Origin of the sequence: Roseomonas sp. OT10 (assembly GCF_020991085.1) — a bacterium.
In the GTDB taxonomy this organism is placed as follows: Bacteria; Pseudomonadota; Alphaproteobacteria; order Acetobacterales; family Acetobacteraceae; genus Roseomonas; species Roseomonas cutis.
This window is the reverse complement of sequence record NZ_CP087719.1, coordinates 2133613-2159861: the sequence shown is the minus strand read 5'-3', so window position 1 is coordinate 2159861 and position 26249 is coordinate 2133613. Positions and strand designations below refer to the sequence as shown.

General features: G+C 73.9%; 25 protein-coding genes. 12 read left to right on the top strand and 13 right to left on the bottom strand.

Translation table 11 applies throughout. The annotated features are described in order from the left end of the window. Nucleotides 1–76: 76 nt before the first annotated feature. Together guaA and LPC08_RS10020 are read left to right on the top strand one after the other, a co-directional pair. On the top strand, nt 77–1675 hold the full coding sequence (gene guaA / locus LPC08_RS10025) for a glutamine-hydrolyzing GMP synthase (protein ID WP_230453041.1): 1599 nt from the start codon (nt 77–79) through the stop codon (nt 1673–1675). Nucleotides 1676–1758: 83 nt separating this feature from the next. Beyond that, nucleotides 1759–2787, top strand: a complete 1029-nt coding sequence (locus tag LPC08_RS10020) for an amino acid ABC transporter substrate-binding protein (protein ID WP_230452545.1) — start codon at nt 1759–1761, stop codon at nt 2785–2787. 42 nt (nt 2788–2829) lie between these two features. Here LPC08_RS10020 and LPC08_RS10015 read toward each other — a convergent pair whose 3' ends face one another. From LPC08_RS10015 to LPC08_RS09980, 8 genes are all read right to left on the bottom strand, one after another. Beyond that, nucleotides 2830–2994: a hypothetical protein gene (locus tag LPC08_RS10015; protein ID WP_230452544.1), complete on the bottom strand. Its 165-nt coding sequence runs from the start codon at nt 2992–2994 to the stop codon at nt 2830–2832. Between the two features lie 118 nt (nt 2995–3112). Next, nucleotides 3113–3742: an ankyrin repeat domain-containing protein gene (locus LPC08_RS10010; RefSeq protein ID WP_230452543.1), complete on the bottom strand. Its 630-nt coding sequence runs from the start codon at nt 3740–3742 to the stop codon at nt 3113–3115. A 522-nt stretch (nt 3743–4264) separates the two neighbouring features. Continuing rightward, complete coding sequence (locus tag LPC08_RS10005; RefSeq protein ID WP_230452542.1) at nt 4265–4639, bottom strand: hypothetical protein; 375 nt, start codon at nt 4637–4639, stop codon at nt 4265–4267. 88 nt (nt 4640–4727) lie between these two features. Further along, a complete protein-coding gene (locus LPC08_RS10000; protein ID WP_230452541.1) occupies nt 4728–6827 on the bottom strand; it encodes a hypothetical protein in 2100 nt (699 codons plus the stop codon). A 6-nt stretch (nt 6828–6833) separates the two neighbouring features. Continuing rightward, nucleotides 6834–7343 (bottom strand): GNAT family N-acetyltransferase, encoded by a 510-nt coding sequence (locus LPC08_RS09995; protein WP_230452540.1) that lies wholly within the window; start codon nt 7341–7343, stop codon nt 6834–6836. A gap of 13 nt (nt 7344–7356) precedes the next feature. Further along, nucleotides 7357–10089 carry a DUF4159 domain-containing protein gene (locus LPC08_RS09990; protein ID WP_230452539.1) on the bottom strand — a complete coding sequence of 911 codons (2733 nt, stop codon included), beginning with the start codon at nt 10087–10089 and terminating at the stop codon, nt 7357–7359. Nucleotides 10090–10155: 66 nt separating this feature from the next. Next, complete coding sequence (locus LPC08_RS09985) at nt 10156–11046, bottom strand: DUF58 domain-containing protein (protein ID WP_230452538.1); 891 nt, start codon at nt 11044–11046, stop codon at nt 10156–10158. After that, on the bottom strand, nt 11039–12031 hold the full coding sequence (locus LPC08_RS09980; RefSeq protein ID WP_230453040.1) for an AAA family ATPase: 993 nt from the start codon (nt 12029–12031) through the stop codon (nt 11039–11041). Before LPC08_RS09980 ends, LPC08_RS09985 begins: the two co-directional genes overlap by 8 nt. Nucleotides 12032–12183: 152 nt before the next feature. Here LPC08_RS09980 and LPC08_RS09975 point away from each other — a divergent pair, with 152 nt between their 5' ends. The 7 genes from LPC08_RS09975 to LPC08_RS09945 all read left to right on the top strand — a co-directional run bounded on the left by LPC08_RS09975 (nt 12184) and on the right by LPC08_RS09945 (nt 18123). Then, nucleotides 12184–12834, top strand: a complete 651-nt coding sequence (locus tag LPC08_RS09975) for a DUF1285 domain-containing protein (RefSeq protein ID WP_441295834.1) — start codon at nt 12184–12186, stop codon at nt 12832–12834. After that, entirely contained in the window at nt 12831–13532 is a 702-nt protein-coding gene (locus LPC08_RS09970; RefSeq protein WP_230452537.1) for a CoA pyrophosphatase, read from the top strand. Before LPC08_RS09975 ends, LPC08_RS09970 begins: the two co-directional genes overlap by 4 nt. Next, nucleotides 13532–13786, top strand: a complete 255-nt coding sequence (locus LPC08_RS09965) for a hypothetical protein (protein WP_230452536.1) — start codon at nt 13532–13534, stop codon at nt 13784–13786. The genes LPC08_RS09970 and LPC08_RS09965 overlap by 1 nt, the downstream gene beginning before the upstream one ends. Continuing rightward, on the top strand, nt 13783–15006 hold the full coding sequence (locus LPC08_RS09960; RefSeq protein WP_230452535.1) for a CCA tRNA nucleotidyltransferase: 1224 nt from the start codon (nt 13783–13785) through the stop codon (nt 15004–15006). The genes LPC08_RS09965 and LPC08_RS09960 overlap by 4 nt, the downstream gene beginning before the upstream one ends. Beyond that, the gene (gene ung, locus LPC08_RS09955) at nt 15003–15746 is read left to right on the top strand and encodes a uracil-DNA glycosylase (RefSeq protein ID WP_255702319.1); all 744 of its coding nucleotides are present in this window, start codon (nt 15003–15005) and stop codon (nt 15744–15746) included. The genes LPC08_RS09960 and ung overlap by 4 nt, the downstream gene beginning before the upstream one ends. 79 nt (nt 15747–15825) lie before the next feature. Further along, nucleotides 15826–16224 carry a DoxX family protein gene (locus LPC08_RS09950; protein ID WP_230452533.1) on the top strand — a complete coding sequence of 133 codons (399 nt, stop codon included), beginning with the start codon at nt 15826–15828 and terminating at the stop codon, nt 16222–16224. A 57-nt stretch (nt 16225–16281) separates the two neighbouring features. Continuing rightward, nucleotides 16282–18123, top strand: coding sequence for an ABC transporter ATP-binding protein (locus tag LPC08_RS09945; protein WP_230452532.1), 1842 nt, complete (start codon nt 16282–16284; stop codon nt 18121–18123). A 19-nt stretch (nt 18124–18142) separates the two neighbouring features. Here the strand turns inward: LPC08_RS09945 and LPC08_RS09940 are convergent, their stop codons facing one another. The 4 genes from LPC08_RS09940 to LPC08_RS09925 form a co-directional block, all read right to left on the bottom strand. Beyond that, a complete protein-coding gene (locus tag LPC08_RS09940) occupies nt 18143–19636 on the bottom strand; it encodes a phospholipase D family protein (protein ID WP_230452531.1) in 1494 nt (497 codons plus the stop codon). A 34-nt stretch (nt 19637–19670) separates the two neighbouring features. Beyond that, the gene (locus LPC08_RS09935) at nt 19671–20552 is read right to left on the bottom strand and encodes an endonuclease/exonuclease/phosphatase family protein (protein WP_230452530.1); all 882 of its coding nucleotides are present in this window, start codon (nt 20550–20552) and stop codon (nt 19671–19673) included. Between the two features lie 186 nt (nt 20553–20738). Further along, a complete protein-coding gene (hemA, locus tag LPC08_RS09930; protein ID WP_230452529.1) occupies nt 20739–21953 on the bottom strand; it encodes a 5-aminolevulinate synthase in 1215 nt (404 codons plus the stop codon). 115 nt (nt 21954–22068) lie between these two features. Continuing rightward, entirely contained in the window at nt 22069–22752 is a 684-nt protein-coding gene (locus LPC08_RS09925; RefSeq protein WP_230452528.1) for a tyrosine-protein phosphatase, read from the bottom strand. A gap of 103 nt (nt 22753–22855) precedes the next feature. Here LPC08_RS09925 and LPC08_RS09920 point away from each other — a divergent pair, with 103 nt between their 5' ends. Continuing rightward, nucleotides 22856–23047: a hypothetical protein gene (locus LPC08_RS09920; protein ID WP_230452527.1), complete on the top strand. Its 192-nt coding sequence runs from the start codon at nt 22856–22858 to the stop codon at nt 23045–23047. Between the two features lie 58 nt (nt 23048–23105). Here the strand turns inward: LPC08_RS09920 and hemF are convergent, their stop codons facing one another. Further along, nucleotides 23106–24011: an oxygen-dependent coproporphyrinogen oxidase gene (gene hemF, locus LPC08_RS09915; RefSeq protein WP_230452526.1), complete on the bottom strand. Its 906-nt coding sequence runs from the start codon at nt 24009–24011 to the stop codon at nt 23106–23108. Nucleotides 24012–24262: 251 nt separating this feature from the next. Between hemF and petA the strand changes: the two genes are divergently transcribed. Beyond that, a complete protein-coding gene (gene petA, locus LPC08_RS09910; RefSeq protein WP_230452525.1) occupies nt 24263–24901 on the top strand; it encodes a ubiquinol-cytochrome c reductase iron-sulfur subunit in 639 nt (212 codons plus the stop codon). Between the two features lie 69 nt (nt 24902–24970). Beyond that, nucleotides 24971–26248 (top strand): cytochrome b, encoded by a 1278-nt coding sequence (locus LPC08_RS09905; RefSeq protein ID WP_230452524.1) that lies wholly within the window; start codon nt 24971–24973, stop codon nt 26246–26248. Nucleotide 26249 lies beyond the last annotated feature (1 nt).

Sequence of the window (26249 nt, the reverse complement as noted above, 5' to 3'; positions counted from 1 at the left end):
CCACCCGCGGGCGGCGCCGGCCTGCCCCGGCGTCGCCGCGCTTGACGCCGGGGGCGCCCCCGTGCTGCACGCCGCCATGGCCGACCACGACACGACTCAGCCCGCCGCCCCCCAGGCCGCCGGGCACCACGACCGTATCCTGATCCTCGACTTCGGCAGCCAGGTGACGCAGCTCATCGCGCGCCGCCTGCGCGAGGCCGGGGTGTATTGCGAGATCTGGCCCTTCAACAACGCTCCCGAGGAGCGCATCCGCGCCTTCGCCCCCCGCGGCTTCATCCTCTCCGGCGGTCCGGCCAGCGTGACGGAGGGCGACAGCCCGCGCGCGCCGCAACTCGTCTTCGACAGCGGGCTGCCCGTGCTGGGCATCTGCTATGGCCAGCAGACCATGGTGGCGCAGCTCGGCGGCACCGTGGAATCCGGCCACCATGCGGAGTTCGGCCGCGCCTTCGTGGACGTGGTGGATCATTGCGCCATCACCGAGGGGCTGTGGGAGAAGGGCGCGCGCGAGCAGGTCTGGATGAGCCATGGCGACCGCGTGACGGCGCTGCCGGCCGGCTTCCGCCCGGTGGGCACCAGCGAAGGCGCGCCGCTGGCCATCGTGGCCGACGACGCGCGCCGCTACTACGGGGTGCAGTTCCACCCGGAGGTCGTCCACACCCCGCACGGCGCGGCGCTGCTGAAGAACTTCACCCATGGGGTCTGCGGCTGCGCCGGGGACTGGACCATGGGCGCCTTCCGCGCCGAGATGATCGCGAAGATCCGCGCCCAGGTGGGCACGGGGCGGGTGATCTGCGGCCTCTCCGGCGGCGTGGATTCCTCCGTCGCGGCGGCGCTGATTCACGAGGCGGTCGGCGACCAGCTCACCTGCATCTTCGTGGACCATGGCCTGCTGCGCGGCGGCGAGGCGGAGCAGGTGGTGGAGACCTTCCGCGGCCGCTTCAACATGAAGCTGGTGCATCGCGACGCCTCGGACCTGTTCCTCGGCCAGCTCGCTGGCACCACCGACCCGGAGGTGAAGCGCAAGACCATCGGCCGCCTGTTCATCGAGGTCTTCGAGGAGGAGCAGGCGAAGCTCGGCGGCGCCGACTTCCTGGCCCAGGGCACGCTCTACCCCGACGTGATCGAGAGCGTCTCCGCCACCGGCGGCCCCTCCGTCACCATCAAGTCGCACCACAATGTCGGCGGCCTGCCGGCGCACATGCGGATGCGGCTGGTCGAGCCGCTGCGCGAGCTGTTCAAGGACGAGGTCCGCGCGCTGGGCCGCGAGCTGGGCCTGCCGGAGGCGATCGTCGGCCGCCACCCCTTCCCGGGGCCTGGCCTAGCCATCCGCATCCCGGGCGAGGTGACGCGGGAGAAGGTCGCCATCCTCCAGAAGGCGGACACGATCTTCCTGGAGGAGATCCGGAACGCCGGCCTTTACGACGCCATCTGGCAGGCCTTCGTGGTCCTGCTGCCGGTCCGCACGGTCGGCGTGATGGGCGATGGCCGCACCTACGACCAGGCCTGCGCCCTCCGCGCCGTGACCAGCACGGACGGGATGACGGCCGATGTCTTTGCCTTCGAGATGAGCTTCCTGACCCGGGTTGCCAATCGAATCGTCAACGAGGTGCGCGGAATCAACCGTGTTGCCTACGACGTGACCAGCAAGCCGCCTGGAACCATCGAGTGGGAGTGATCGGAGTGGTTGCGGCGGGCTGAGGCCGGCGGCGAAGCTTGGTGCACCGGGCGCAACGCGCCCCCCGGACCAGGGATGCTGCCATGAACCTGAAGACCGCGGCGCTCGCCGCGACCCTGTTCGCCGCCGCCTGGGCCGCCGTGCCGGCCGCCCAGGCCCAGCCTGCCTCGGACACGATGGGGGCCATCAAGCAGCGCGGCTACCTGCTCTGCGGCGTGGCCGCCAATACGGTGGGATTCAGCCTGCCGGACAGCCAGGGCGTGATGCGCGGCATCGACTCCGACACCTGCCGCGCGGTCGCGACCGCGATCCTCGGCGATGCCAACAAGGTCCGCTTCATCCCGACCACGGCGCAGAACCGCTTCACCGCGTTGCAGTCGGGCGAGGTCGACATGCTGGTCCGCAGCACCACCTGGACCCTCGGGCGCGAGGCGGCGCTGGGGCTGGAATTCGCCTCGGTCAACTTCTACGACGGCACCGGCTTCATCGTGAAGACGGCCTCTGGCGTGAAGTCGGTGAAGGAGCTGGACGGCGCCTCGGTCTGCGTCCAGCCCGGCTCGACCACCGAGCTGAACCTCTCCGACTACTTCCGCACCAACAACATGCGCTTCACCCCGGTGGTGATCGAGAACGTCGAGGAGCTGCGCAGCGCCTTCATCGCCGGCCGCTGCGACGCCTTCACCACCGACGCCTCCTCGCTCGCCTCCTTCCGCTTCGCCCAGGGGACGAACGCGGCGCAGTACACCATCCTGCCGGAGATCATCTCCAAGGAGCCGCTGGGCGCCATGGTGCGCAAGGGCGACTGGAAGTTCTTCGACATCGTGCGCTGGACCCACTTCGCGCAGCTCACGGCCGAGGAGCTGGGGATGACGAGCAAGACCATCGACAGCTTCGTCGACAACAACAACCCCGAGATCCAGCGCTTCATGGGCAAGACCGGCGATCTGGGGAAGATGCTGGGTGTCGCTCCGGACTGGGCGGTGCAGGTGATCCGGCAGGTCGGCAACTACGGCGAGGTCTGGGACCGCAACATCACCCCGATGGGTGTGCAGCGCGGGCTGAACAACCTGTGGAACAAGGGCGGCCTTCAGTACCCGCCGCCGATGCGCTGATCGTCCGGCCGGGGCCGTGATCGTCCCCGGCCGTTCCGGGCCTCAGCTCCGGCGTGGCTTCCGCCGGGGCGCCTTGCTGGCCTTGGGCAGCGCCGCCTTCAGCAGCCGGCCCTTCTGCCGGCCCATCTCGGCCAGGGCCTGTCCGCGCCACCAGCCCATGGCCCGGTGCGCGGCGCTCAGCCACAGGCTCATCGGCGTACCCTTCATCGCAGCACCTCCATGATGCACTGCAACGCGACGGGCGGGCCGAGGTCGTGACCCGGCATGGTCACGGGTTGCGGAGGAGGTGCGAAAGCGCGTGTCCCGCCCAGGCTGGGCGGGGCGATCAGCCGCCGCGGCCGCCGTCGAAACCCAGGAAGCCGGCCTCGGGCCGCGGCGCGCCGCCGCCGCCCACGGGCGCGCGCTCCGCCGCCCGCAACTCGGCGGGCGGGCGGGTCCGGGTCACCGTCGTATCCCGCGCGTCGCGGGCCGTGCTGCGCGGTGCCGGCGCCGGCCGGCTGGAGGCGCCGCGGGCATTGCGCGGCGGGGGAGCGGCAGCCGCCTGGTCCGGGGGCGGGGCCGAACTGCGGACGGTGCCGCGTGCGGAGAGCAGGTAGAAGGCGATCTCGTTGCGCCCCTGGTCCACTGCCGCGTCGATCGGCGCCAGGCCCAGCGCGTTCCTGGCATCGAGGTCGGCGCCGCGGGCCATGGCGTCACGTGCCGCGGCCAGGTCGCCACGGTTGATGGCGTCGAACAGCGCGGCATTGGGCGACAGGGTGGCGGACGGTACTTCGGCCTCGATGGGCGCGTTGCGCGGCCGGTTCGCTAGGCCGGGCAGGGCGGCCGGAGGCGGACGTGAGGCGTTGTTCTGCTGCGGCGGCGTGAGGGGGCCGCGCGGACGGGTGAAGTCCGACTGGGCCTGGGCTGCGCCCAGCGGCAGCAGGATCACGGGGAGGGCAGCGAGGATGCGGCGCATGGCGCGCCCTATCTAGCCCCTCGCCGCCGGGGATTCCACCGACTTATGCGCGCATCCGCCCCCGGCGGGCCGGGTCTCATCCTGACGGCGGGATGCGTTGATCCGTGCCGGCGTAGGGTGAGCCCGTGGCCCGGGGGCAAGGCTCTGCCTCGCCCCCGTACCCCCACTCCGCCAGGACCCTGCGGGCCCTGGACCCGATGAGTGCTACCGCGGGACAGCCGGACACGGGGTCAAGGCGCCGAGGAGCCATGCTCCTCGGCGGGCACGGCCTCTGTTCTCGCTGAAGCCTCATGAGCTTTTCGGAGTCCCGCTTGTCCACGTTCCGTCAGGGTTCAGCCCGGAGGCTGACGCCCACCGGAAGCACCAAGCTCCCAGCGGGGACCGGGGCCCGCTTGTGGCCCCGGCAGGGGAGGGTCCGGGACGGGGATCGACGCACGGCGTCGATCCCGCAGGCCGGCGTCCCCTCCCGGTCCGACGCCGGAACACCATAGCACGACGGATCAGGTCATCCCGCCGTCGGTATTAGCGGCAGCCTTCGCCCCGGTAGCTGAAGCTTTCCACCCGGTCGGCCCGGAGGGCGAACGTGACGTCGCAGTTCACGACAGCATAGGAGGTCGAGTTCCAGCCCCACCCCCAACCGCCGCCATACGGCCCCCAGGGACCGGGCCCCGCCCAGGCGCCGCCGCCCGGCAGGGCCATGGTGCGCTGGCTCTCGAACGCCAGGAATCGCACGCCGTCCACCTGATGCGTCCGCGCCGGCACGCCCAGCGCGTTGACCAAGTCCAGCTCGGAGCGGCCGACGAAGGTGGAGAGGCGCTGGTCCAGCGTCGGTCCCTGGGCACAGGCCGCCAGCAGCGCGGGACTGAGGATGAGAAGGCGGCCCATGCGCAACGACATATCGGTCTCCGGCCTCGCCGCTGGTCCACCGGGACCAGCCCGTGAGCATCTTGGGACGATCCTGCCCGGCGGAAGGGCCGGGGACGCGTCAGCGTCCCTCCCGGCGCCAGGCGATCACCGCCGTGCCCAGCACCAGCAGCAGGGCCAGCCAGGGCGGCAGCAGCGGTAAGGCGGACAGCCCCGTCACCGTGTGGTCCTCGTTGCGGCGCAGGCCGATCCAGCCGGGCCCCTGCGCATCGCGCCCGAGGGCGACGCGCCGCACCTCCGGAAGGGTGGGCGCCTCGCCCGTGCCCAGCCAGCGCACGGCGCCCCCCGAGGCGCGGACCAGCGGCTCCAGCGGCGCGGCATTGGCGCGCAGGTCGGCGATCTCCGCCGGGTTCTGCGCGACGGCCGCGACATAGGCGGTGCGCCGCCCGTCCGTGGCCTGCCAGACCCCTGGCTGGGCGGCCGGCAGCTCCGCCGTCGAACGCCCGCCGCCCGCCGCGCGGGAGGGCAGGCGCGTCACCGTCCCGTCCGGGGCGGTCACGGTGATCTCCGGCGTGTTGGCGGGGTCGACGCTGCGGCGGGTGACCGTCATCTGCCCGTCGAGCAGGGTCGCGGTCAGATCCTCCTCCTCCAGCTCCGGCTCGCGCATCAGCCAGTGCGCGATGCGGCGCAGCAGCTCCGCCTGGGGCCCGCCGCCGTCATGTCCGCGCGCCCAGAGCCAGATATGGTCGGAGAGCAGCAGCGCGACGCGCCCCTCGCCGACGCGGTCGAGCTGCAGCAGCGGCGCGCCGCCGGGCGCATCCATCACCGTGGTGCCGCCGCGCGGGTCGGCGCGCAGGTAGCGGTACCAGCGGCCCCAGCTCGCCGTCCTCTCGCCGCCTTCGGCCGCCTGGTTGGCGCCGGTCAGCCCCTCGGTGACGGGGTGGCGCTGCCCCGCCTCGGTGACATGGGCGCGATAGGGCGCCTCCACCACCGCGCTGCCCCCGGGGGAGAGCCGGGCGGGCAGCACCTGCCCCAGCGGCGTCACGGACAGGCTGGCCGCGCCGCTGAACTCGGGCCCCACCGACAGCAGCAGGGCCCCGCCGCCGCGCACGTGGTCGGCGATGTTGCGCAGGTACTGCGGCGGCAGGATGCCGCGGTTGGAGAAGCGGTCGAAGACGATCAGGTCGAACTCGCGCAGCTTCTGCTGGAACAGCTCGCGCACCGGGAAGGCGATCAGCGCCAGCTCGTTCAGCGGCGTCAGGTCGTCCTTCTCGGGCGGGCGCAGGATGGTGAAGTGGACCAGGTCCACGTTCGGATCGGCCTTCAGCAGCCGCCGCCAGGTGCGCTCCCCCGCATGCGGCTCGCCGGAGACGAGGAGCACGCGCAGCCGGTCGCGCACGCCGTTCACCGTCACCACGGCGCGGTTGTTCAGGGTGGAGACCTCGCCCGGCCGCTCCTCCGCCGCGACCTCGACCACGGTGGGGCCGCCGCGCTCGATGGGCACGGCGATGCGGTGCTCGCGGCCCAGCGGCACGCTCTCCACCCGCGCCGGGGCGCCGTCACGCCGGATGGTCAGCCGCACCGCGCCATTCGCCGAAGACGGGGCGCCGAGATCCTCCACCGCCACGCGCAGTTCGACGGTGCGGCCGACGATGCCGAAGCCGGGCGCCTCGATCACCCGCAGCCGGCGGTCGATCTCCCCGGGCCGGCCAGGCAGCAGCGCGTGGAACGGGGCCTCCAGCGCGGGGCTTGCGGGCATGTCATGGACCTGCCCGTCGGTCAGGGCGATCACCCCGGCGAGGCGGGCGCGCGGGATGTCGGCCAGCGCGCGCTCCATCGCCTCGTTCAGCCGGGTGCCGCGGTTGCCGCCCTCCTCGACGATGGCGGTCCGGACCTCCAGCTCCGGCAGCCGGCCCAGCCGGGCTTCCAGCGCCGCGCGTGCCGCCTCGATCTGGGCGCCGCGCGCGCCGAGCCGGGCGCTGTCCGTGCGGTCCAGCAGCAGCAGGGCGATGTCCGGGCGGGTCTCCCGGGTTTCCTCGACCAGCCGGGGATTGGCCAGCGCCCCCAGCACCAGGGCGAAGGCCAGGGCCCGCCACCAGGTGCCGCGGGCCTTCCGCCACAGCGCCACCGCCAGCGTCGCCAGCGCCACCAGCGCCAGGGCGACGAGCAGCCAGGAGGGCAGGATCGGGGCGAAGTCGAGGCCGGAGAGGGTCCGCGTCATGCGGAATCAGGCATCCATCGCCGCGCGCCCGGCCGCCTCGGCCGATTCCCAGCCCAGGATGCACAGGCCGCTGTCGTCCAGATCGGCTTCCACGAGCGTCCAGCCGTTGCGCTCGTAGAAGTTGCGGCGGTGCGGGCCGGTGCAGAGGTAGAGGCGCGCGATCCCCAGCTCCCGCGCCCGCTGCGTCACGGCGCGCAGCAAGGCGCCCCCGATGCCGCGCTCGCGCTGCTCCGCCTCGACCCAGAGCGCGTTCACCCAGGGGGTCAGCGCCGTCCGGTCGGGATGGCCGGAGGCGACGATGGAGATGGTGCCGAGGAAGCGGCCCTTCTCGTCCAGGGCGATCAGGGTCAGGGGCACGGGCGAGGCGTCGAGATGCGCGTCCAGCACCGTCCCTCCCGCCGCCGGCGGCTCGCCGCCGTCCCGCCAGGTGGCGTTCCAGATCCGGTCGGCGGCCAGCGCCGCGTGCTCCGGGTGGTCGCGCAGGTCGTGGATGATCGGCATCGCCAGCGTGGTCATCGCAGGTCCCGTCTCAGTTCCCGAGGCGTTCGAGGATGGCGGGGACATGCACCTGGTCCCCCTTGTAGTTGCCGGTGAGGGCGTAGATCACGAGGTTCACCCCGAAGCGGTAGGCGAGGGTGCGCTGCCGCGCGCCGCCCGGCACCACGGCGTGCGGGTTGTTCCCCCGGGCGTCGATCGCCCAGGCCGAGGCCCAGTCGTGCCCGCCGATGATCGCGGGGCTGACGCTGTCATTCGCCCGGTCCTGGTCGCGCGCCACCCAGACGGTGCCGCCGGCCCAGCGCCCCGGCAGCTCCGGCAGCAGGTAGAAGGACCGGCGCAGCACGTGGTCCTCGGGGATCGGCGCCAGCGGCGGGATGGAGAGGTCGCGCGTCACCCGCCGCAGCGCCTCGCGCGAGCCGGGGGAGGTCCCTTCGCCGGACCCTTCGTCGCGCGTGTCGAACAGCACGATGCCGCCGAGCCGCATGTAGGCGTTCAGCGCCGCCGCCGCCGCCGGGTCGAGATCCGGCGCGTCCGGCAGGACGATCCAGTAGAGCAGGGGATAGAAGGAGAGGTCGTCCACCCCCGGCCGTACCGCGGCGGGATCGGCCAGCGATGCCGCCGTCCGCCGGTTCACGTAGTCCGACAGCCCGACCAGCCCGGCCCGGGCGGTGTCGTCCGTCCCGGCGTCGCCGGTCGCGATGAAGGCCAGCCGCGTCGCCAGGGCCTGCGACCCGTCCCCCGCCGGCTGTGCCTGCGCGGCCGCGGGCAGCAGCAGCGCCAGGGCCATGGCCGCCGCCCTCGCGGTCCGGCCGGCCGGCAGCAGCCCGCGTTGCGCCAGCGAGGCGATCAGGTCGACCGCCAGCAGCAGCAGCGCCGCCGCCAGCAGCCAGGGGCCCAGGTCGCGCTCGGCCGGCACGCCGCCGATGGCCAGCACCCGCGCGTCGGGCGGCGGCGGCGCAGCGAGGCGCGGCGGCGGCAGGGAGGCGGAGAGGTTCAGCGCCCGGCGCTCGCCGCCCTCGCCCGGCACGCCGTACCAGCCGGGCGGATGGCGCGGCCCGGGCACGGTCTCGGCGAAGGCGGAGGCCGCGATGGGGGCCGCGACCGGCGGCGGGGCGCCGAGATGGCCGAAGCCGTCCAGCGTCTCTAGCGGCGCCAGGGGCTGCGTCCCCTCCGCCCCGGTCACCCCCGCCGAAAGGGTGACCAGCCGCCGCAGCATGTCTACGAACAGGCCGGAGAGCGGCAGGTCGGACCAGTCGGCATTGGACGTGACGTGCACCAGCACGATCCGCCCGGCGCCCTGGCTGGCCCCGGTGACCAGCGGCGTGCCGTCCGCCAGCCGCGCCCAGCTCCGCTCCGCCAGGCGCGGCGCCGGCTCGGCCAGGACCTGGGTGGAGACCGTGACCTCGGGCGGGACCGGCAGCCCGGCGAAGGGGGAGTTGTCGGGGAAGGGCGCGAGGCGCTGCGGCTGCTCCCAGGAAAGCGAGCCGCCGAGCTGCCGCTCCCCCGCGCGCAGGGTGACCGGCAGCAGCGGGTCGGGATGCTCGGCCATGCGCGGCCCGGCAAAGCGCAGCAGCAGCCCGCCCTCCTCCACGAAGCGGGTGACGGCCTGGATCTCCCGCGCCTCGGTCAGCGGCCGGTCGGCCAGGACCAGCACCGCCAGCTTGCGGGAGAGCAGGCTCTCCAGGCTGCCGCGCCGGATTTCGGCATAGGGGGCCAGGCCGCGGTCCAGGTAGTAGAGCGCGCCGGTCAGGGGCGCGTCGGAGGCGGCCTCGTCGCCGGCCAGCAGCCCGACCGGGCGGCGGCGGAACCGCTCGTCCAGCAGCACCGTGCCCGCCGCCCCGGAGGCTTCCTCCAGGTCGAGGCGCACCACCTGCTCGCGGATCTCGATCGGCAGCTCCAGCGCCCCCTCCGCCTCGATCGCGCCCGCCGGGATGGTCAGGGCGGCACGGGCCAGGGTGCGGCCGTCGCCCGTCCGGGCCAGCACCCCGGCCTCCGTCGCGGTGGGCGCCGGCGGCTGGCGCAGGGTGAGCCGCAGCCGGTCCGCCTCGGCCCGCGGCGGCGGCAGGATGCGGATGGGGTGGCCGGCATCGCGCCGCGCCACGCTCAGCGGCCCCAGCCCGGCGAGCGCCGCCATCAGCCCGTCGCCGCCCGGTCGGTCGGCCGCATCATGCGCCAGCCCGTCGGTCACGAAGAGCGAGGCGGCCTCTCCTCCCTGCGCCCGCGCCCAGTCCGGGATGGCGGCGGCGGCCGCGATGCGGTCGGGCGACCAGGGCTTGGGGCGCAGCGCCGCCAGCCGTGCCCGCGCCTCCTCGGCCGGCAGCGGCGTGGTCGGGCGCGGGGGCTCGCCGGTGACGGAGGGCGCCGTGGCAAGCAGGGCGACGGAGCGGCCCTCCCGCGCGGCGGCGTCCAGCCCGGCCCGGGCGACGGCGAGCCGGTCCGGCCAGTCGGAGGCCGAGGCCCAGCCGTCATCCATCACCAGCAGCAGCGGGCCGGAGCCGCCGGCCCCCGCCACCGGCTCCCAGACCGGGCGGGCGAGGCCGAGGATGATCAGCGCGGCGGCGGCCAGGCGCAGCAGCAGCAGCCACCAGGGGGTGCGCGCCGGGGTCTCCTCCATGGGCGAGAGGTCGCGCAGGAGCCGGGCAGGGGGAAAGGGCTGGCGCCTCGGGCTGGGCGGGGTGACGCGCAGGAGCCACCACAGGGCCGGCAGCGCCGGCAGGGCGACCAGAAGCCAGGGGGAGGCGAAGAGCAGGGGCCCCAGGTTCATGCGCGCTCCCTCATGCGTCCCCCCCGAGGCCATCCCCCCCGGGGCGCGGGGCGGCGCCCAGGCGCATCAGGCCCTCCCGCCGCGCTGGGGGGCCAGCCCCTGCCACAGGGCGAGCAGCGCCGTCTGCGGAGGCTGGTCGGTCCGATGCGACAGCAGCCGCCAGCCGGCGGCCGAGGCGATGGCGGCCAGCCCCTCGCGGTGCAGGCGCAGGCGTTCGGCATAGAGCTCCCGCACCCCCTCGACACGGGGGACCAGCGTCGCCTCACCGGGCGTGAGGGGCTCGAAGCGCACGCGGCCGGCAAAGGGCAGGGTCTCCTCCGCGGGGTCCAGCACCTCCACGAGATGGCCCTGCACCCCCTGCGCCGCCAGGGCCGCGACCGTGGCCCGCGTGTCCTCCAGCGGCGCCAGGAAATCGCCGAACAGCACGGCGCGGGCGTGGCGCGGCAGGCGGGGATCGGCAGGCGGTCCCGCGGCGCGGCCGAGCGAGTCGGCGAGCGCGGGCAGCGCGCCGCGCCCGGCCAGGGCGCGGCGTTCGCCCAGCAGCCGCACCCGCTCGCCGCCGCGCAGCAGGAGCGCGGCCAGGGCGAGCAGCAGCAGCTCCGCGCGCTCCTTCTTGGTGCCGCGCGCGGCATGGCCGGACCAGGCCATCCCGGGCGAGGCGTCACGCCACAGCCCGACGGTCTGCGCCGCCTCCCACTCCGTCTCGCGCACGAACAGCCGGTCGGACTTGGCGCTCTGCCGCCAGTCCACCCGGGCCGCGCCGTCGCCGGTGACGAAGGGGCGGAACTGCCAGAACGCGTCGCCCTGGCCGGCGCGGCGGCGCCCGTGGACGCCCTGCATCACGGTGGCCGCCACGCGCTCGGCGGCGACGGCGAGCGGCGGCAGGGCGCTCGCCGCGGCCTGGGCGCGGGCGGCCGCGTCCCGGGGGGAGAAGCCGGGGGCGGGCCGTTCAGCCAAGGCCGGACTTCAGCGCGGCGATCACCTCGGAGAGGCGTACCCCATCCGCGCGGGCGGCGAAGGAAAGGGCCATGCGGTGCCGCAGCACCGGCTCGGCCAGCGCCAGCACGTCGTCCAGGCTGGGCGAGAGCCGCCCGTCCAGCAGCGCCCGCGCCCGGGTGGCCAGCATCAGCGCCTGCGCCGCGCGGGGCCCCGGGCCGAAGGCCAGGTGGCGGTGGACGGATTCCGGCCCCTCGCCCCCGGGGCGCGCCCCGCGCACCAGGGTCAGGATCGCGTCCAGCACGCTCTCGCCCACGGGGATGCGGCGGATCAGCGCCTGGGCGGTCATCAGCTCGCCGGGGGACAGGACGGGGACGGCCTTCGCCTCCTCCGCGCCGGTGGTCGCCAGCAGCATCGCGCGTTCGGCGGCGGCGTCGGGGTAGCCGACCTCCACCTCCAGCAGGAAGCGGTCGAGCTGGGCCTCCGGCAGGGGGTAGGTGCCCTCCTGCTCGATCGGGTTCTGCGTGGCCAGGACGTGGAAGGGCGCGGGCAGGTCCAGCACCTCGCCGCCCACCGCCACCTTGCGCTCCTGCATCGCCTGCAGCAGCGCCGACTGGGTGCGGGGGGAGGCGCGGTTGATCTCGTCGGCCATGAGGAGCTGGCAGAAGACCGGGCCGCGCAGGAAGCGGAAGGCGCGCTTGCCGTGCGCGTCCTCCTCCAGCACCTCGCTGCCCAGGATGTCGGCGGGCATCAGGTCGGGGGTGAACTGCACCCGCCGGGCGTCGAGCCCCAGCACCGTGCCCAGCGTGTCCACCAGCTTGGTCTTGCCCAGCCCCGGCAGGCCGACGAGCAGGACGTGGCCGCCGGAGAGCAGGCTGACCAGCGTCTGCTCCACCACCTCCTCCTGGCCCAGGATGACCCGCCCCACGGCCTCCCGCGCGCGGGACAGCCGCTCGGCCATCGCCTCCGCCTGGGCGGCCAGCGCCGTGGCCTCCGCGCCACTCATCGGGGTGCCGGTGGCTCGCGGATTGCCCAGCGCCACTTCAACCATGCACTGCCCCCTTCCATATGTGCCCGAGCTTGGCGGCCGGATGCCGCCGGAACCGGTCCGACCGAGGCCCTTTCCAGGAACCCGACGTGCAAGGCAGGTGCCAGCCTATGATCGCAGCCGCGCGAGAGGAAAGAACGAAAGCGCTACCGCTGGTAACGGCCGGCGGAGCGGACGGCTCCGGCCCCGCTGCGGCCCTGCCGCGACGCCCGCGCACGGATTGCGGCCATTTCGACATGCGCATCGCCCGCGACGGCACCTGGCATTACCGGGGCTCGCCGATCGGCCGGAAGGAGCTGGTCTGCCTCTTCGCCAGCGTGCTGAAGCGCGAGCCGGACGGCGGCTATGTCCTGGAGACCCCGGCGGAACGCGGCCGCATCGAGGTGGACGACGCCCCTTTCGTCGCGGTGGAGCTGGTCTGGCGCCATTGCGACTGCGACCACGGCACCGCAAAGCAGCAGTGCCTGACCTTCCGCACCAACCTGGACCAGGTCGTCACGGCGGGAGCGGAGCACCCGATCCGCGTCGAGCACGACCCGCGCACCGGGGAGCCGCGCCCCTATGTCACCATCCGCCCCGGGCTGGAGGCGCGCATCTGCCGCGCGGTCTTCTACGAGCTGGTGGCCCTGGCCGAGCGTGAGGTGGTCGATGGCCGCCCCGTCCTCGGCGTCTGGAGCGAGGGCGTCTTCTTCCCGATCGGCGAGGATGAGGGCGACGACGCCGGGCTGGACGATCCTGGCCCCGACGACGACGCGGCGTGAGCGGCCGCGCCGTCGTCCCGGTCCCGCTCGACGAGGCTCAGCCAGCGTTCCTGGGCGCGCAGGAGGTGGCGCGCCGGCTGGTCCGCGCCCTGGGCGAGGGGCCTGCCGACCCTGACCGCCCCGCCGCCCTCCACCCCAGCACCAGCCCCCGGGCCGAGGGGCTGGAGCCCGCCCCGGGCGAGCGTGCGGAGCGCCGCGCCGCCGTGCTGGTGCCCGTGGTGCTGGGCGAGCGGCCGAGCGTGCTGCTGACCCTGCGGGCGGCGACGCTCTCCTCCCATGCCGGGCAGGTGGCCTTTCCGGGCGGCGGGATCGAGGCGGGCGAGACGCCCGAGGCCGCCGCGGTCCGCGAGGCGGCGGAGGAGGTGGGGCTGGACCCGCGCCTGCCCGAGATCGTCGGCCGCCTGCCGGAGCACCGCACCGGCACGGGCTTCCACGTCACCCCCGTCGTCGCCCTGCTGCACCCGCCGCTGGTGCTGACGCCCGACCCGGGGGAGGTGGCGGAAGCCTTCGAGCTGGACCTTGCCGTGCTGCTGGACCCGGCCCAGCCGCAGCGGCGCGCCCGGCTGGTGCGTGGCCTGGAGCGGGAGTTCTGGGTCTGGCCGCATCCGCGCCATCTGATCTGGGGTGCGACCGCGGCCATGCTGCGCAACCTCGCCCTGGTCTTGCGGGATTCGCCGGAGACCGGCACGCCGTCCTGATGCCCTGGCTGGCCGAGATTCTGCTCTTCCTGACCCCCTTCGCGCTCTACGGGGTCTGGCGGCGCCTGAACCCGGGCCGCAAGCCGCCGGAGGGGCGGACCCTGTGGCTGGCCCTGGCCGGCATCCTGCTCGGCGCCGGCATGGCGGCCGTCTATGGCCTGTCGCGCCAGATGGAATCCGGCACGGTCTACGTGCCCGCCCGGATGGGGTCGGATGGCCGGATCGAGAGCGGCCATACGGAGCCGCGGCCGTGAGCCCGGCCGAACCGCCCCATGCCCGGGCCCCGGTTCCCGATCGGCTCTCGCGCGGCGCCCCGCGGGCCGTGCTGGCGGCGCTGCCGGGCGCGCGGGCGGTGGGCGGCTGCGTGCGCGATGCCCTGGCGGGGCGCCCGATCGCCGACGTCGACATCGGCGTGCCGCTCCCGCCGGACGCGGTGGCCCCGCTGCTGCGCGCCGCAGGGCTGCGGGTCTTCGACACCGGGCTGGCGCACGGCACGCTGACCGCCGTGCTGGACCGCGAGCCGGTCGAGGTCACCAGCCTGCGCCGCGACGTCGCGACGGACGGACGCCATGCCGTGGTGGAGTGGACGACGGACTGGCGGGAGGACGCGGCGCGGCGCGACTTCACGATCAACGCCATGTCGCTGGATGCGGATGGCGGACTCTGGGACTGGTTCGGCGGGCGCGCGGACCTCGCGGCGGGGCGGGTGCGCTTCGTGGGCGAGCCGGAGGTGCGGCTCGCGGAGGACTACCTCCGGGCCCTGCGCTTCTTCCGCTTCCAGGCACGCTACGGGCGGGGCGAGCCGGATGCCGGCGCGCTGCGGGCCATCGCGGCCGCCGTCCCGCACATGGCGCGCCTCTCAGCCGAGCGGGTCTGGAGCGAGTGCAAGCGCATCCTCGCGACGGAGGGCGCGGCGGGGGCGGTGCGGTTGATGCAGCGGACCGGGGTGCTCGCCGCGGTCCTGCCGGCGGTCGCGCCCGCGCGCCTGCCCGGCCTTGCGGCCGCCGTCGATACCGGCATGCCGGCGGAGCCCATCCTTCGTCTCGCCGCCCTGCTGCCGCCCGATCCGGCCCTGGCGGAGAGGCTGGCGGAGGCGCTGCGCCTGTCGAATGAGGAGCGCGGCATGCTTCGCCTGCTGCTGGCCGGGGAGGCCCCCGCGCCGGCGCCGTCGGATGGCTGGCTTCGTCGCTGGCTCGCCGGCCTGCCCGATACGGCGGCGGCGCTGGCGGCGGCGTGGCTCGCGCAGGCACGGGACGGCCAGGACCGGACGGAGCTGCGGCGCCGCCTCGCCAGCCTGGCGCGGCCGGTGTTCCCCTTGCAGGGCCGCGATGTCCTGGCGCTCGGCGTGCCTCCCGGCCCGGCCGTGGGCCGGCTGCTACAGGCCGTGCGTGACTGGTGGCTGGCGGGCGGGTGTGTTGCAGGAACAAAGGATTGCATGGATGAGCTTGAACGTCGGATGAAGCTCGGCGAATGAGCGCGGAGACCCTTCTGGGCCCCTCTGCCGGCTGGCCGCTGAACCGGCTGGAGCCGGGCTGGGCGGAGGCGCTGCGGCCACGCCTGGATCTGGGCCGCATGGCGCCGCTGCGCCGCTTCCTTGCCGGCGAGCTGGAGGCCGGCAGCGGCTTTCTGCCGGAGCCGGGCTGCCTCTTCGCCGCGCTGGACCAGACCCCCTTGGCCGATCTGCGCGTCGTGATCCTCGGGCAGGACCCTTACCACGGGCCGGGACAGGCGCACGGCCTGTCCTTCTCGGTCCGGCCCGGCGTGGCGATACCATCGTCACTCAGGAATATCTTCAAGGAATTGCGCGACGATCTTGGCATCCCACCTCCGGCAGACGGAACCCTCACGGGCTGGGCCAGGCAGGGTGTGCTGCTGCTCAACACGGTGCTGTCCGTCTCGCCGGGCCGGGCGGGCAGCCATGCCGGGAAGGGCTGGGAGCATTTCACCGACGCGGTGATCGCGGCGGCGGACCAGGCCGCGCCGCATGCCGTCTTCATCCTCTGGGGCGCCCATGCCCAGCGCAAGGCAGCCATGGTGCGGGAAGGCCGCCACGCCGTGTTGCGTTCGCCCCATCCATCCGGCCTTTCGGCCCATCGCGGCTTCTTCGGCTCGCGTCCCTTCTCGCGGGCCAATACCTTTCTGCGGTCGTGGGGGCGCGGCGAGATCGACTGGCACCCCGGGGCGGGCGGGGTGGATCATCCCCGAGACCAATGAGACTCATTCGCAGGGCATGGTTTCGCCCGCGACCGACGCCCAGGTAGATTGAGCCATCATCATTGGGAATCGATATCGCATGTCCGCTCTCGCAAGCCGGCTGCAGCCCTTCGCGCCCTACGCGCTGGCGTTGCTCCGGATCGCCGCCGCGCTGATCTTCCTGCTGCACGGCGCCCAGAAGATCCTCGGCTGGCCCGCCCCGCCGTCCAGCGGCATGCCGCCCGTGCTGAGCCTCTACTGGATCGGCGGCATCATGGAGCTCGCGGGCGGCGTGCTGCTGGTCCTGGGCCTCTTCACCCGGCCCGTGGCCTTTCTCCTCGCCGGCGAGATGGCCTATGCCTACTGGTTCATGCATGCCCCGCGGAGCGTCTACCCGCTGCTGAATGGCGGCGATGCGGCGATTCTGTACTGCTTCGTCTTCTTCTATCTGGTCTTCGCCGGCCCCGGCGCCTGGGCGCTGGACAACCGGCGCCGCTGACCGGCCGGGCGACGGCACGGGTTCGCGCCGCGGGCAAACTGCGCTAGCCCGCGGCGCATGCCTCCCCGTTCCGGCCCGCTTCCCCCGATCCCTGGCAGGGATGGCGAGACCTCCCGCCGGCTGCTGTCCCGCCTGTGGCGCGACTACGTCCGCCATCACCCGGGCGGGATCGCGATGGCCCTGCTCTGCACCCTGGCGGTCGCGGGGCTGACCGCCCTCTATCCGGTGGTGATCCAGCAGGCCTTCGACCTCTTCACCACGGGCGATCCCCAGATCACCTGGCTGGCGCCGCCCGTCATCGTCGTGCTGACGGTCGGCAAGGCCGCGGCGCAGTACGGGCAGGCGGTCTCCGTGCAGTCCGTGGTGCTGCGGGTGATCGAATCCCTCCAGAACGACCTGTTCCGGGCGCTGACCCGCGCCGACCTCGCCGTCGTGGCGCGCGAGGCACCCGCCCGCCACGCCGCCCGCTTCACCGCCGATGCCCAGGCGATCCGCGAGGCGCTGACCAAGTCGATCAACGGCGTCGCCGACCTGCTGACCGTGGTGGGCCTCGTCGCCTCGATGGTCTGGCTGGACTGGCAGATGAGCCTGGTGGCCGCGCTCCTCTACCCCATCGCGGTGGTGCCGGTGCTGAAGCTGGGCAAGAGGATCCGCCGTGCCTCCGGCGGCATGCAGGAGCGGGTGGGGGAGCTGGCCGCCACCCTGACCGAATCCTTCAGCGCCGCCCGGGTCGTCCGCTCCTACCGCCTCGAGGCGGCCGAGGAGGCCCGCGCGGCCGGGGCCTTCGCCCATCTGCGCGCCAGCCTGCTCGCCATCGCCCGCACCCGCGCCAGCCTCGATCCGATGCTGGAGGTGCTCGGCGGCGTCGCCGTCGCCGCCGTGCTGGGATTCGTCGGCTGGCGGGTGAGCCAGGGCTACGGCACGGTGGGCGAGTTCACCGGCTTCGTCGCCGCGCTGCTGATCGCCTCGCGCCCCGTGCGCGCCCTGGGCAGCCTGAACGCCGCCTTGCAGGAGGGGCTGGCGGGGCTCGCCCGCGTCTTCGGGGTGATGGACACGCGCCCGGCCATCGCCGATCCGCCCGGGGCCCCCGCGCTGCCGTCCGGCCGGGGACGGGTGGAGTTCCGCGGCGTCGCCTTCTCCTATGAGGGGGACCGGGAGAATCCGGGGAACGATCGGGCGGCGGCCCTGCGCGGCGTCTCCTTCCTGGCTGAGCCGGGGCAGACCGTGGCGCTGGTCGGGCCGTCCGGTGCGGGGAAGTCCACCGCCCTGGCCCTGGTGCCGCGGTTGTACGACGCCACCGGCGGCGCGGTGCTGCTCGACGGGGCGGATGTGCGCGCCGTGTCGCTCGCCTCGCTGCGCGACGCCATCGCCTATGTCGGGCAGGAGGCGGTGATCTTCGACGACACCGCCTTCGCCAACATCGCCGCCGGCCGCGCCGGCGTCCCCTCGGGCGCCCCCTCGGGTACCCCCTGGGGTGCCACGCGGGAGGCCGTGGAGGAGGCCGCCCGCGCCGCGGCCGCGCACGAGTTCATCGCCGCGCTGCCGCGGGGCTACGACACGGTGCTGGGCCCCGGCGGGTCCCGCCTCTCGGGCGGCCAACGGCAGCGCATCGCGCTGGCCCGCGCGCTGCTGCGTGACCCGCGCGTGCTGCTGCTGGACGAGGCGACCAGCGCGCTGGACGCGGAGAACGAGGCGCTGGTGCAGGCGGCGCTGGCCCGGCTGCGGGCGGGGCGGACGACGCTCGTGGTGGCGCACCGCCTCTCCACGGTGCGCGACGCCGACCGGATCGTGGCGATGGAGGCCGGGCAGGTGGCCGAGCAGGGCACCCATGCCGAGCTGATGGCCAGGGACGGGCTCTACGCCCGGCTGGTGCGGACCCAGGCCTTCGTGCCGGGCTGACGGTCGGCCGGGGCCGGCGTCAGAGCTGGGATTCCACCGGCAGCCACTTCACGATCTGCGCCAGGAATCGCCGCCGCCAGCTCGCATCTGGCTCGCCCCACTGGCGCCGCCGGCGGCCCGTCCGGCCGATGTCCTGCCAGCACATCTTGCCGCCCTTCAGCAGCACGCGGTAGCTGCGCGCGGGATCGGCAAGCCGGGCCTGCTCCTCGCGCAGGCGCCGGGCCAGACGGGACTGGCGCACGAAGGCGCCCATCTCCGTGTTGAGGTTGGCCGAGCGCGGGTCGAGGTTGAAGGACCCCACGAAGACGAGCCGCCCGTCGATGACGAAGGCCTTGGTGTGCAGGCTGGCGCCCTTGGAGCCGAGCACGCCGCCATCCTCCTCGCCGCTGCGCTTCAGCTCGAAGATCTCCACCCCCGCCCGGAGCAGCTTCCGGCGGTAGCGGGCATAGCCGCCATGGACCGCCACCACGTCCGTCGCGGCGAGCGAGTTGGTCACCACGCGGACCCGCACCCCCTGCCGGACCAGCCGGATCATCGCCTCGGTGCCGCCTTCGCCGGGGACGAAGTAGGGGGAGATCAGCAGCGCCTCCCGCCTCGCCTCCGCCAGGGCGCCGGCCACGGCGTGGACCAGCTTGTCCTCCTCATGCTCCTCGCCGGCCGCCTTCTCCGGCGGGTCGGCGGCGACGCGGAGGTCATGGTCGGCGGGGAGCAGGCCGGTCTCGCCGCTGAGGATCTCGCCGGCCTCCAGGGAGGCATGCAGGCGGCGGAGGTAGGGCTGCGCCTCGCCGCAGGCCAGGTTCTGCTCCAGCCGCTCCCGCAGCGCGTCGAGCTCGGCCGGCCCCGGGTGGTGCCCGTCGCAGCCGGTGGCGGGCATGGCCAGGCGATGGTTCCAGTAGCGCTCGAACACGCCCTGGGCCTGGTCGGCCGACTGCCCGGCGATGGCGATGTCCAGGTCGCGGAAGTTGAACTCGCCGGCGGCGTCGAAATACTCGTTGCCGATGTTGCGGCCGCCCACCACGGCCAGCTGCCGGTCGGCGATCCAGGCCTTGTTGTGCATCCGCCGGTTCAGGTTGCCGCCGCCGAGCAGGAACTCCAGCATGAAGCCGAGGCGGCCCCAGGCGCGCCAGCGGTGGGTGTTGAACAGGCGGACCTCGATGCGGGGATGCGCGCCCATCAGCGCGAGGTCCGAGACGGCGGAGTCATCCGCCAGCACGCCGCTGTCGTCGAGCAGGAGCCGCACCCGCACGCCCCGGTCGGCCGCGTGCAGGACTTCGCGCGCCAGCAGCAGCCCGGTCACGTCCGCATGCCAGGCGTAGTATTGCAGGTCGAGCCGGTGCGTGGCGGTGCGGGCGGCCGCGACGCGCAGCGCCAGCGCGTCCAGCCCGTCCACCACCAGCGCCACGCCGCTGCGGGCACCGATCCGGTGCAGGAGGCGGTGGACCGACTGCCCGAGCGACGGCTGCCCCGCGGCAGGGGCCGGCGGCGGGTCGGTGCGGGGGAGGGTGACGCTCACCACGGCGCGGAGCCCTGGAAGCCGGCGGCGCCGCTCAGGCGGCGGCGGCCAGCGCCCGGCCGCCCAGCTCTGCCCCCGCCGCCGCCGCGAGGTCCACGCGCGCGGTGAGGGGGAGGTGGTCGGAGGCGAGGCGAGCGAGGGGGGTGTCGTGCGCCGCGACCTCGCCGAGGATCCCCTGCGGCCAGCCGAGGATGCGGTCCAGGGCCAGCAGCGGCCGCCGCGCGGGGAAGCTCGGCGGGCTGGCCGAGAGCGGGCCGAAGACATGCTCCAGCGCCCGCAGCGAGGACCGCGGGCCGGGGCGCCACTCGTTGAGGTCGCCCATCATCAGGGTCGGCATGGGCTCCCCCTCCGTGATGGCGCGCAGGATGGTGGCGGCCTGCCGGACCCGGCAGCGCCGCAGCAGGCCGAAATGCGCCGCCACCACGCGCAGCTTCCCGGCCGGGAGCTGGAGCTCGGCGATCACCGCGCCGCGGGGCTCCGCCCCGGGCAGGGCGAGCCGGCGGAGGTGCAACCGGGGCGCCTGGCCGGGCGGGTGGCGCACCAGGAGGGCATTGCCATGCCAGCCGTGCCCATCCGGCAGGTCGGAGACACCGAGCAGGGTGAGGCCGCTCTCCCGCTGGAGGGTGGCGGCATCCAGCAGGCCATAGCGGCGCCCGAAGCGGCGATCCGCCTCCTGCACCGCCACCAGATCCGCATCCATCTCGCCGATCACGGCGGCGATCCGGCCCGGGTCGAAGCGGCCGTCGCGGCCGACGCATTTGTGGACGTTGTAGGAGGCGACCTTCAGCGACCCGCCCGAACCGGGCTCGTTCCCTACCGGCCCGCCGGGCGCCCGGGACGAACGGTCGCGCCCGGTGACGTCGCGGAGGCGCTGCAGGGCTGATCGCGCGGTACGCTGCGGCGTGCGCATCAGCATGCGGGGCGGCTCCGGCTGGCCCGCGGCGCGGGTCCGGGGATGACGGGATGGTTCACGGGGTGCTGCATGGCGTCAACGCTTAACCCCACCCGTTGCGGAAGGTTGAACGCGGGCCGACGGGCGCTTCTGCTCCATCCCCTGCAGATGGGAAAGGCGCCGCGCGTGGTGAAGGCGTGCCGGACGGGTTCAGGCCGCGTCCGCCGATGGGAAGGCCCCCAGGCGGCGCATCACGCCGGCCAGCACCGTCGCGGCCTGGGCAATCTCCGCCTCGCCATGCAGCGGGGTGGGGGTAAAGCGCAGCCGCTCGGCGCCACGCGGCACGGTGGGGTAGTTGATCGGGGTGACGTAGAGGCCGTGCTCCTCCAGCAGCACCCGGCTGACCTCGCGCACCAGCCCGGCGCCCGGTACGGGGACGGGCACGATGTGGCTGACGGAGGGCAGGGGCTCGATCCCCTGGGCCCGGAAGGCGGCCTTGAGCTGGGCGGCGCGCTGCTGCTGCCGCTCCCGCAGCGCCGTCGCGCCGCGCAGGTGCCGGATGCTGGCCAGGGCGGCGGCGGCGATGCAGGGCGGCAGGGAGGTGGTGAAGATGAAGCCCGCCGCCGCCGAGCGCAGCCAGTCGATCACCTCCGCCTGGCCGGCGACGTACCCGCCATGGGTGCCGACCGCCTTGGCGAGCGTGCCCTGGATCAGGTCCACCTGGCCGGCCACCCCGTCGCGCTCGGCCACGCCGGAGCCGGTGGCGCCGTACATGCCGACGGCATGGACCTCGTCCAGGTACGTCAGGGCGCCGTGCCGGCGGGCGACGGCGACGATCTCGCCGATCGGGGCGATGTCGCCGTCCATGGAATAGACGGATTCGAAGGCCACCAGCTTGTTGACCCCGGCCGGCGCCGCAGCCAGCAGGGCGTCCAGGTGCGCCACGTCGTTGTGCCGCCAGATCGCCTTGGCCCGGGCGTTGCGCATGCCGGCGATCATCGAGTTGTGGTTCTTCTCGTCCGAGAAGACCTGCCAGTTGCCGTCCAGGCTGGCCAGGATGGTCCCCAGCGCCGCCTGGTTGGCGACGTAGCCGGAGGTGAAGACCAGCGCCGCCTCCTTGCCATGCCAGCCCGCCAGCTCGCGCTCCAGCGCGACGTGGTAGGGGGTGTTGCCGGAGATGTTGCGGGTGCCGCCCGAGCCGACGCCGTGCGCCTCGATCGCCTCCGCCGCGGCGCGGGCGAGGATGTCGGAACCGCCGAGGCCGAGATAGTCGTTCGAGGACCAGACCAGCACCTCCCGCCCGTCGGGCATGGCATAGCGCGGGAAGCCGCGGCGGGACTTGGTCAGGGCGGCGAAGCTGCGGTAGCGCCCCTCCGCCCGCATCCGGGTGAGCTGATCGCGGCAGTAAGCCTGGAACGGGTGCATAGGGCCTCCAGCCTGGGCGCGGCGGTCACCTGCTACCGTGGCCGCGGGCCGATGGCGGCCGCGCTTACCTCCGGGAGAGGGGTGCCGTCCATCGCCCGCCGCACCGGGCAGCCTCCTATTCCCGGCGGAGCACGCGGTCCACCAGCCCGTCCGCCCAGCGGGACAGGGCCGGGCGGGCGTCGAAGTCGCGGCGCAGCCCGGCCTCGTCGTAATCCTCGCGCAGCCAGTCGAGGAAGGGCTTGCGGGTTCCGCCGGGCGCGGCGGAGCGGGCATAGGCGTCGAAGAAGGCATCCAGGATGCCGGTGCGGCTGGCACGGACGTGCCCCCAGCGCAGGGAGAGCTGCGCCTTCGCCTCCTCCACGGGGCGGCCCTGCAGCAGCAGCCAGAGGCCGGCCGCCAGCCCCGTGCGGTCCGCGCCGGACTTGCAGTGGATCAGCACCGGCTCCTCCACCCGCTCCAGGATCTGCGCCAGCCGCAGGATCCGGTCCTTGTGCGGGGCGCCCCGGCTTTCGAAGGGGGCATCGACATGCACGAGGCCGAGGGCGGTCGCCTCGGCGCGTGAGAGGGCGTCCGAGCCGCATTCCGCCCGGTGGCCGCGCAGGTTGATCACCGTCCGCAGCCCGAAGCGGGAGGCGGCCTGCCGGAGCTGCCAGGGCTGCGGGTGGTTGGAGCGGTAGAGGCGGCCGGGCGCCACCACGCCCCAGTTGCGCCATCCGGTGCGCAGCACGGCATGGTCGCGCAGCAGGCTGTCCGTCCAGGCGGAGCGCCGGCCGGCGGGGGTCGAGGGGTCGCGTGACACGGGCGGCGGTATGGGGTCGGCGGCCGGCCGGGGCAAGGCGGCCGGCAACGCCGGGGGCGCCCCGCACGTTCAGGGCGGACCCCCGGACAAGCAGGAGGACGCCGTGACCAAGGCCCAGCTACCCCCCGTCCCGCCGCAGAACCGCAGCCCGCATGGCAGCGCGACGTCGCATGACGGGCAGCTTTCGCCCCAGGAGGTGCGGGAGGCCAGGCGGGACCGCAACCCCGAGCAGGAGGGCCGCCAGGGCAATACCCACCAGAACACGACCCACCAGGGTTACCAGCAGGACCGCTGAGCCGCGGCGCCCCCGGCCCTGTCCGGCGTAAGGCGCCGGGCAGGGCGCGGCCGGGCGGCTACGGCCAGCGGACCTCGGGCGGGAGGGACATGAGGATCGCCTCGGTGTTCCCGCCGGTCCGGAGGCCGAAGAGGGTGCCGCGGTCGTGGATCAGGTTGAACTCGACATAGCGGCCGCGGCGGATCAGTTGCTGTTCCCGCTCCGCCTCCGTCCAGGGCTCATGCATCCGTCGCCGCACGATGGCCGGATAGGCGGCGAGGAAGGCCTCGCCCACGTCCCGGGTGAATGCGAAGTGCTCCGCCAGCCGGTCCGTCGCCTCGTCCCGCCCCAGCCAGTCGTAGAAGATGCCGCCGAGGCCCCGCGGCTCCTGGCGGTGCGGCAGGTAGAAGTACTCGTCGCACCACTGCTTGAAGCGCGGGTAGTAGCCGGGATCATGCCGGTCGCAGGCATCCCGGAGCGCGGCGTGGAAGGCGGCGGCATCCTCCGCCGCCTCGGGCGAATCGGGAAACATCGGCGTCAGGTCCCCGCCGCCGCCGAACCAGCCGCGGTTGGTGAGGATGAAGCGGGTGTTCATGTGGGCCGCCGGCACGCGCGGGCTGCGCAGGTGCGCGACCAGCGAGACGCCCGTGGCGAGGAACCGCGGGTCCGAATCGGCGCCCGGGATCTGCTTGCGGAACTCCGGGGAGAACTCTCCCCAGACGGTGGAGACGTTCACCCCCACCTTCTCGAAGACCCGGCCGCGCATGACGGACATGACCCCGCCACCCCCTTCCGCCCGGCTCCAGGGCGTCCGGACGAAGCGCCCGGGGGGCAGGGAGAGGTGCGGCCCGGCGGCCAGCCCGTCCTCGATCGCCTCGAAGGCGGCGCAGAGACGGTCGCGCAGCGCCTCGAACCACGCCTGCGCCGGCTGGGCCAGCGGATGCGCCGGCCGTGGGACTTCCTCTTTGTTGAGAATGGTTTGCATCTCCTGCTACCGGGCACGAGTGTGGCCCGCCGGCCGTTGCCACCTGTCGGAGGCCCGCTTTATATGGGCCTGAAGCGGGCGCGATAGCCGGGCCGTCATGGCCCCGGCTGCCGCGCCCGTCCTCCGATCCGCCGGCCCAGGATTGCCGGCGTGTCGGGACCGGGATGCGGCTGGCGGCCGCCATGGCCCCCAGATACCCGGGGAGCGGTGGTCGGGCCGACCAAACGGGTGTGAGTGGGGCGACGGAATAGATGGCGGACCAATTGGCGACCGCGGGGGCTGCCGGCGGAGCCGGGGGATCGATCCCCGGCCTGACGGGCTCTCCCACCTCCCAGAGCGAGCGTCAGGGGCTGCCGCCCGCGCATCCGGAGGGCGACGGGCGGCGCGACTTCCTGAAGCTCGTGACCATCTCCTTCGCGGCGGTGGGGACGGGCGTGATCGCCTGGCCCTTCGTGCACTCGATGAACCCCTCCCGCGACGTGCTGGCCCTGGCCTCCACCGACGTGGACCTCGCCCCCGTCGCGGTCGGGCAGGCGGTGACCGTCATGTGGCGCGGCAAGCCGGTCTTCGTCCGGCGCCGCACGGCGGAGGAGATCCGCGCCGCCCAGGCCGTGAACGTCTCCGAGCTGCGAGACCCGGCGACGGACCAGTCCCGGGTGAAGCCGGGCAAGGACGAGTGGCTGATCGTGGTCGGCGTCTGCACGCATCTGGGCTGCGTGCCCCTGGGGCAGAAGTCCACCGATCCGCGCGGCGACTACGGCGGGTGGTTCTGCCCCTGCCACGGCAGCCACTACGACACCTCCGGCCGTATCCGCCGCGGCCCGGCACCGCTGAACCTGGCCGTGCCGGCCTACGCCTTCACCGCCGATACCAAGATCCGCGTGGGCTAACGGGGACCGCCCGGGGGGTGGCGACGCGCCCCTCCCGGCATCCGCCCCTTCCAGTGTGAGGAGCAATCCATGGCCGCCCCGGGCCTGATCGAGAGCGACATCAAGAACCCCGTGCTGCGCTGGGTGGACCAGCGCCTGCCGGTCTTCTCCATGATGGAGAAGGAGTACGGGACGTTCCCGACGCCGAAGAACTTCAACTACTTCTGGAACTTCGGCGCCCTGGCGATGATCAACCTCGTGATCATGATCGCCACCGGCATCTTCCTGGCGATGAACTACACGCCGCACGTCAACTACGCCTTCGACAGCGTCGAGCGCATCATGCGCGACGTGAACTACGGCTGGCTGCTGCGCTACGCCCATGCCAACGGCGCGTCGATGTTCTTCATCGTCGTCTACATCCACATGTACCGCGGCCTCTACTACGGCTCCTACAAGACCCCGCGCGAGCTGCTGTGGATCCTGGGCGTGGTCATCTTCCTGCTGATGATGGCGACCGCCTTCATGGGCTACGTGCTGCCCTGGGGCCAGATGTCCTTCTGGGGCGCCACGGTCATCACCAACCTGTTCTCGGCCTTCCCGATCGTCGGCGAGCACATCGTGACCTGGCTGTGGGGCGGCTTCTCGGTCGACAACCCCACGCTGAACCGCTTCTTCTCCCTGCACTACCTGCTGCCCTTCGTGATCACCGGCGTCGTGTTCCTGCACATCGCCGCGCTGCACATCACGGGCTCCAACAACCCGCTGGGCATCCAGCCCAAGGGGCCGCAGGACACGGTGCCCTTCCACCCCTACTACACGGCGAAGGACAGCGTCGGCATCGTCGTCTACCTGCTGGTCTTCTCCCTGCTGGTGTTCTTCGCGCCCAACTACCTCGGCCACCCGGACAACTACATCCCGGCGAACCCGCTGGTGACGCCCGCGCACATCGTGCCGGAATGGTACTTCCTGCCCTTCTACGCGATCCTGCGCGCGGTCCCGAACAAGCTCGGCGGCGTGCTGATGATGTTCGGCGCCATCGCCGTGCTGTTCGTCCTGCCCTGGCTGGACAGCTCGCCGGTGCGCTCCATGCGCTTCCGCCCGCTGGCGAAGTGGTTCTTCTTCCTGTGGGTGATCGCCTTCGGCGTGCTCATGTGGACCGGCGGCAAGCCGGCCGAGGAGCCCTACGTCACGACCAGCCGGATCGCGACGGCCTACTACTTCCTGTACTTCCTGGTGATCCTGCCCGCGCTCGCGAAGCTGGAGCGGCCCTTGCCGCTGCCGGAAAGCATCAGCCGGCCGGTCGCGCACCGGGGCGGCGGCCCCCTGCCGGCCGGGGCCGCGGCCAAGCCGATGGAGAAGGCGTGAT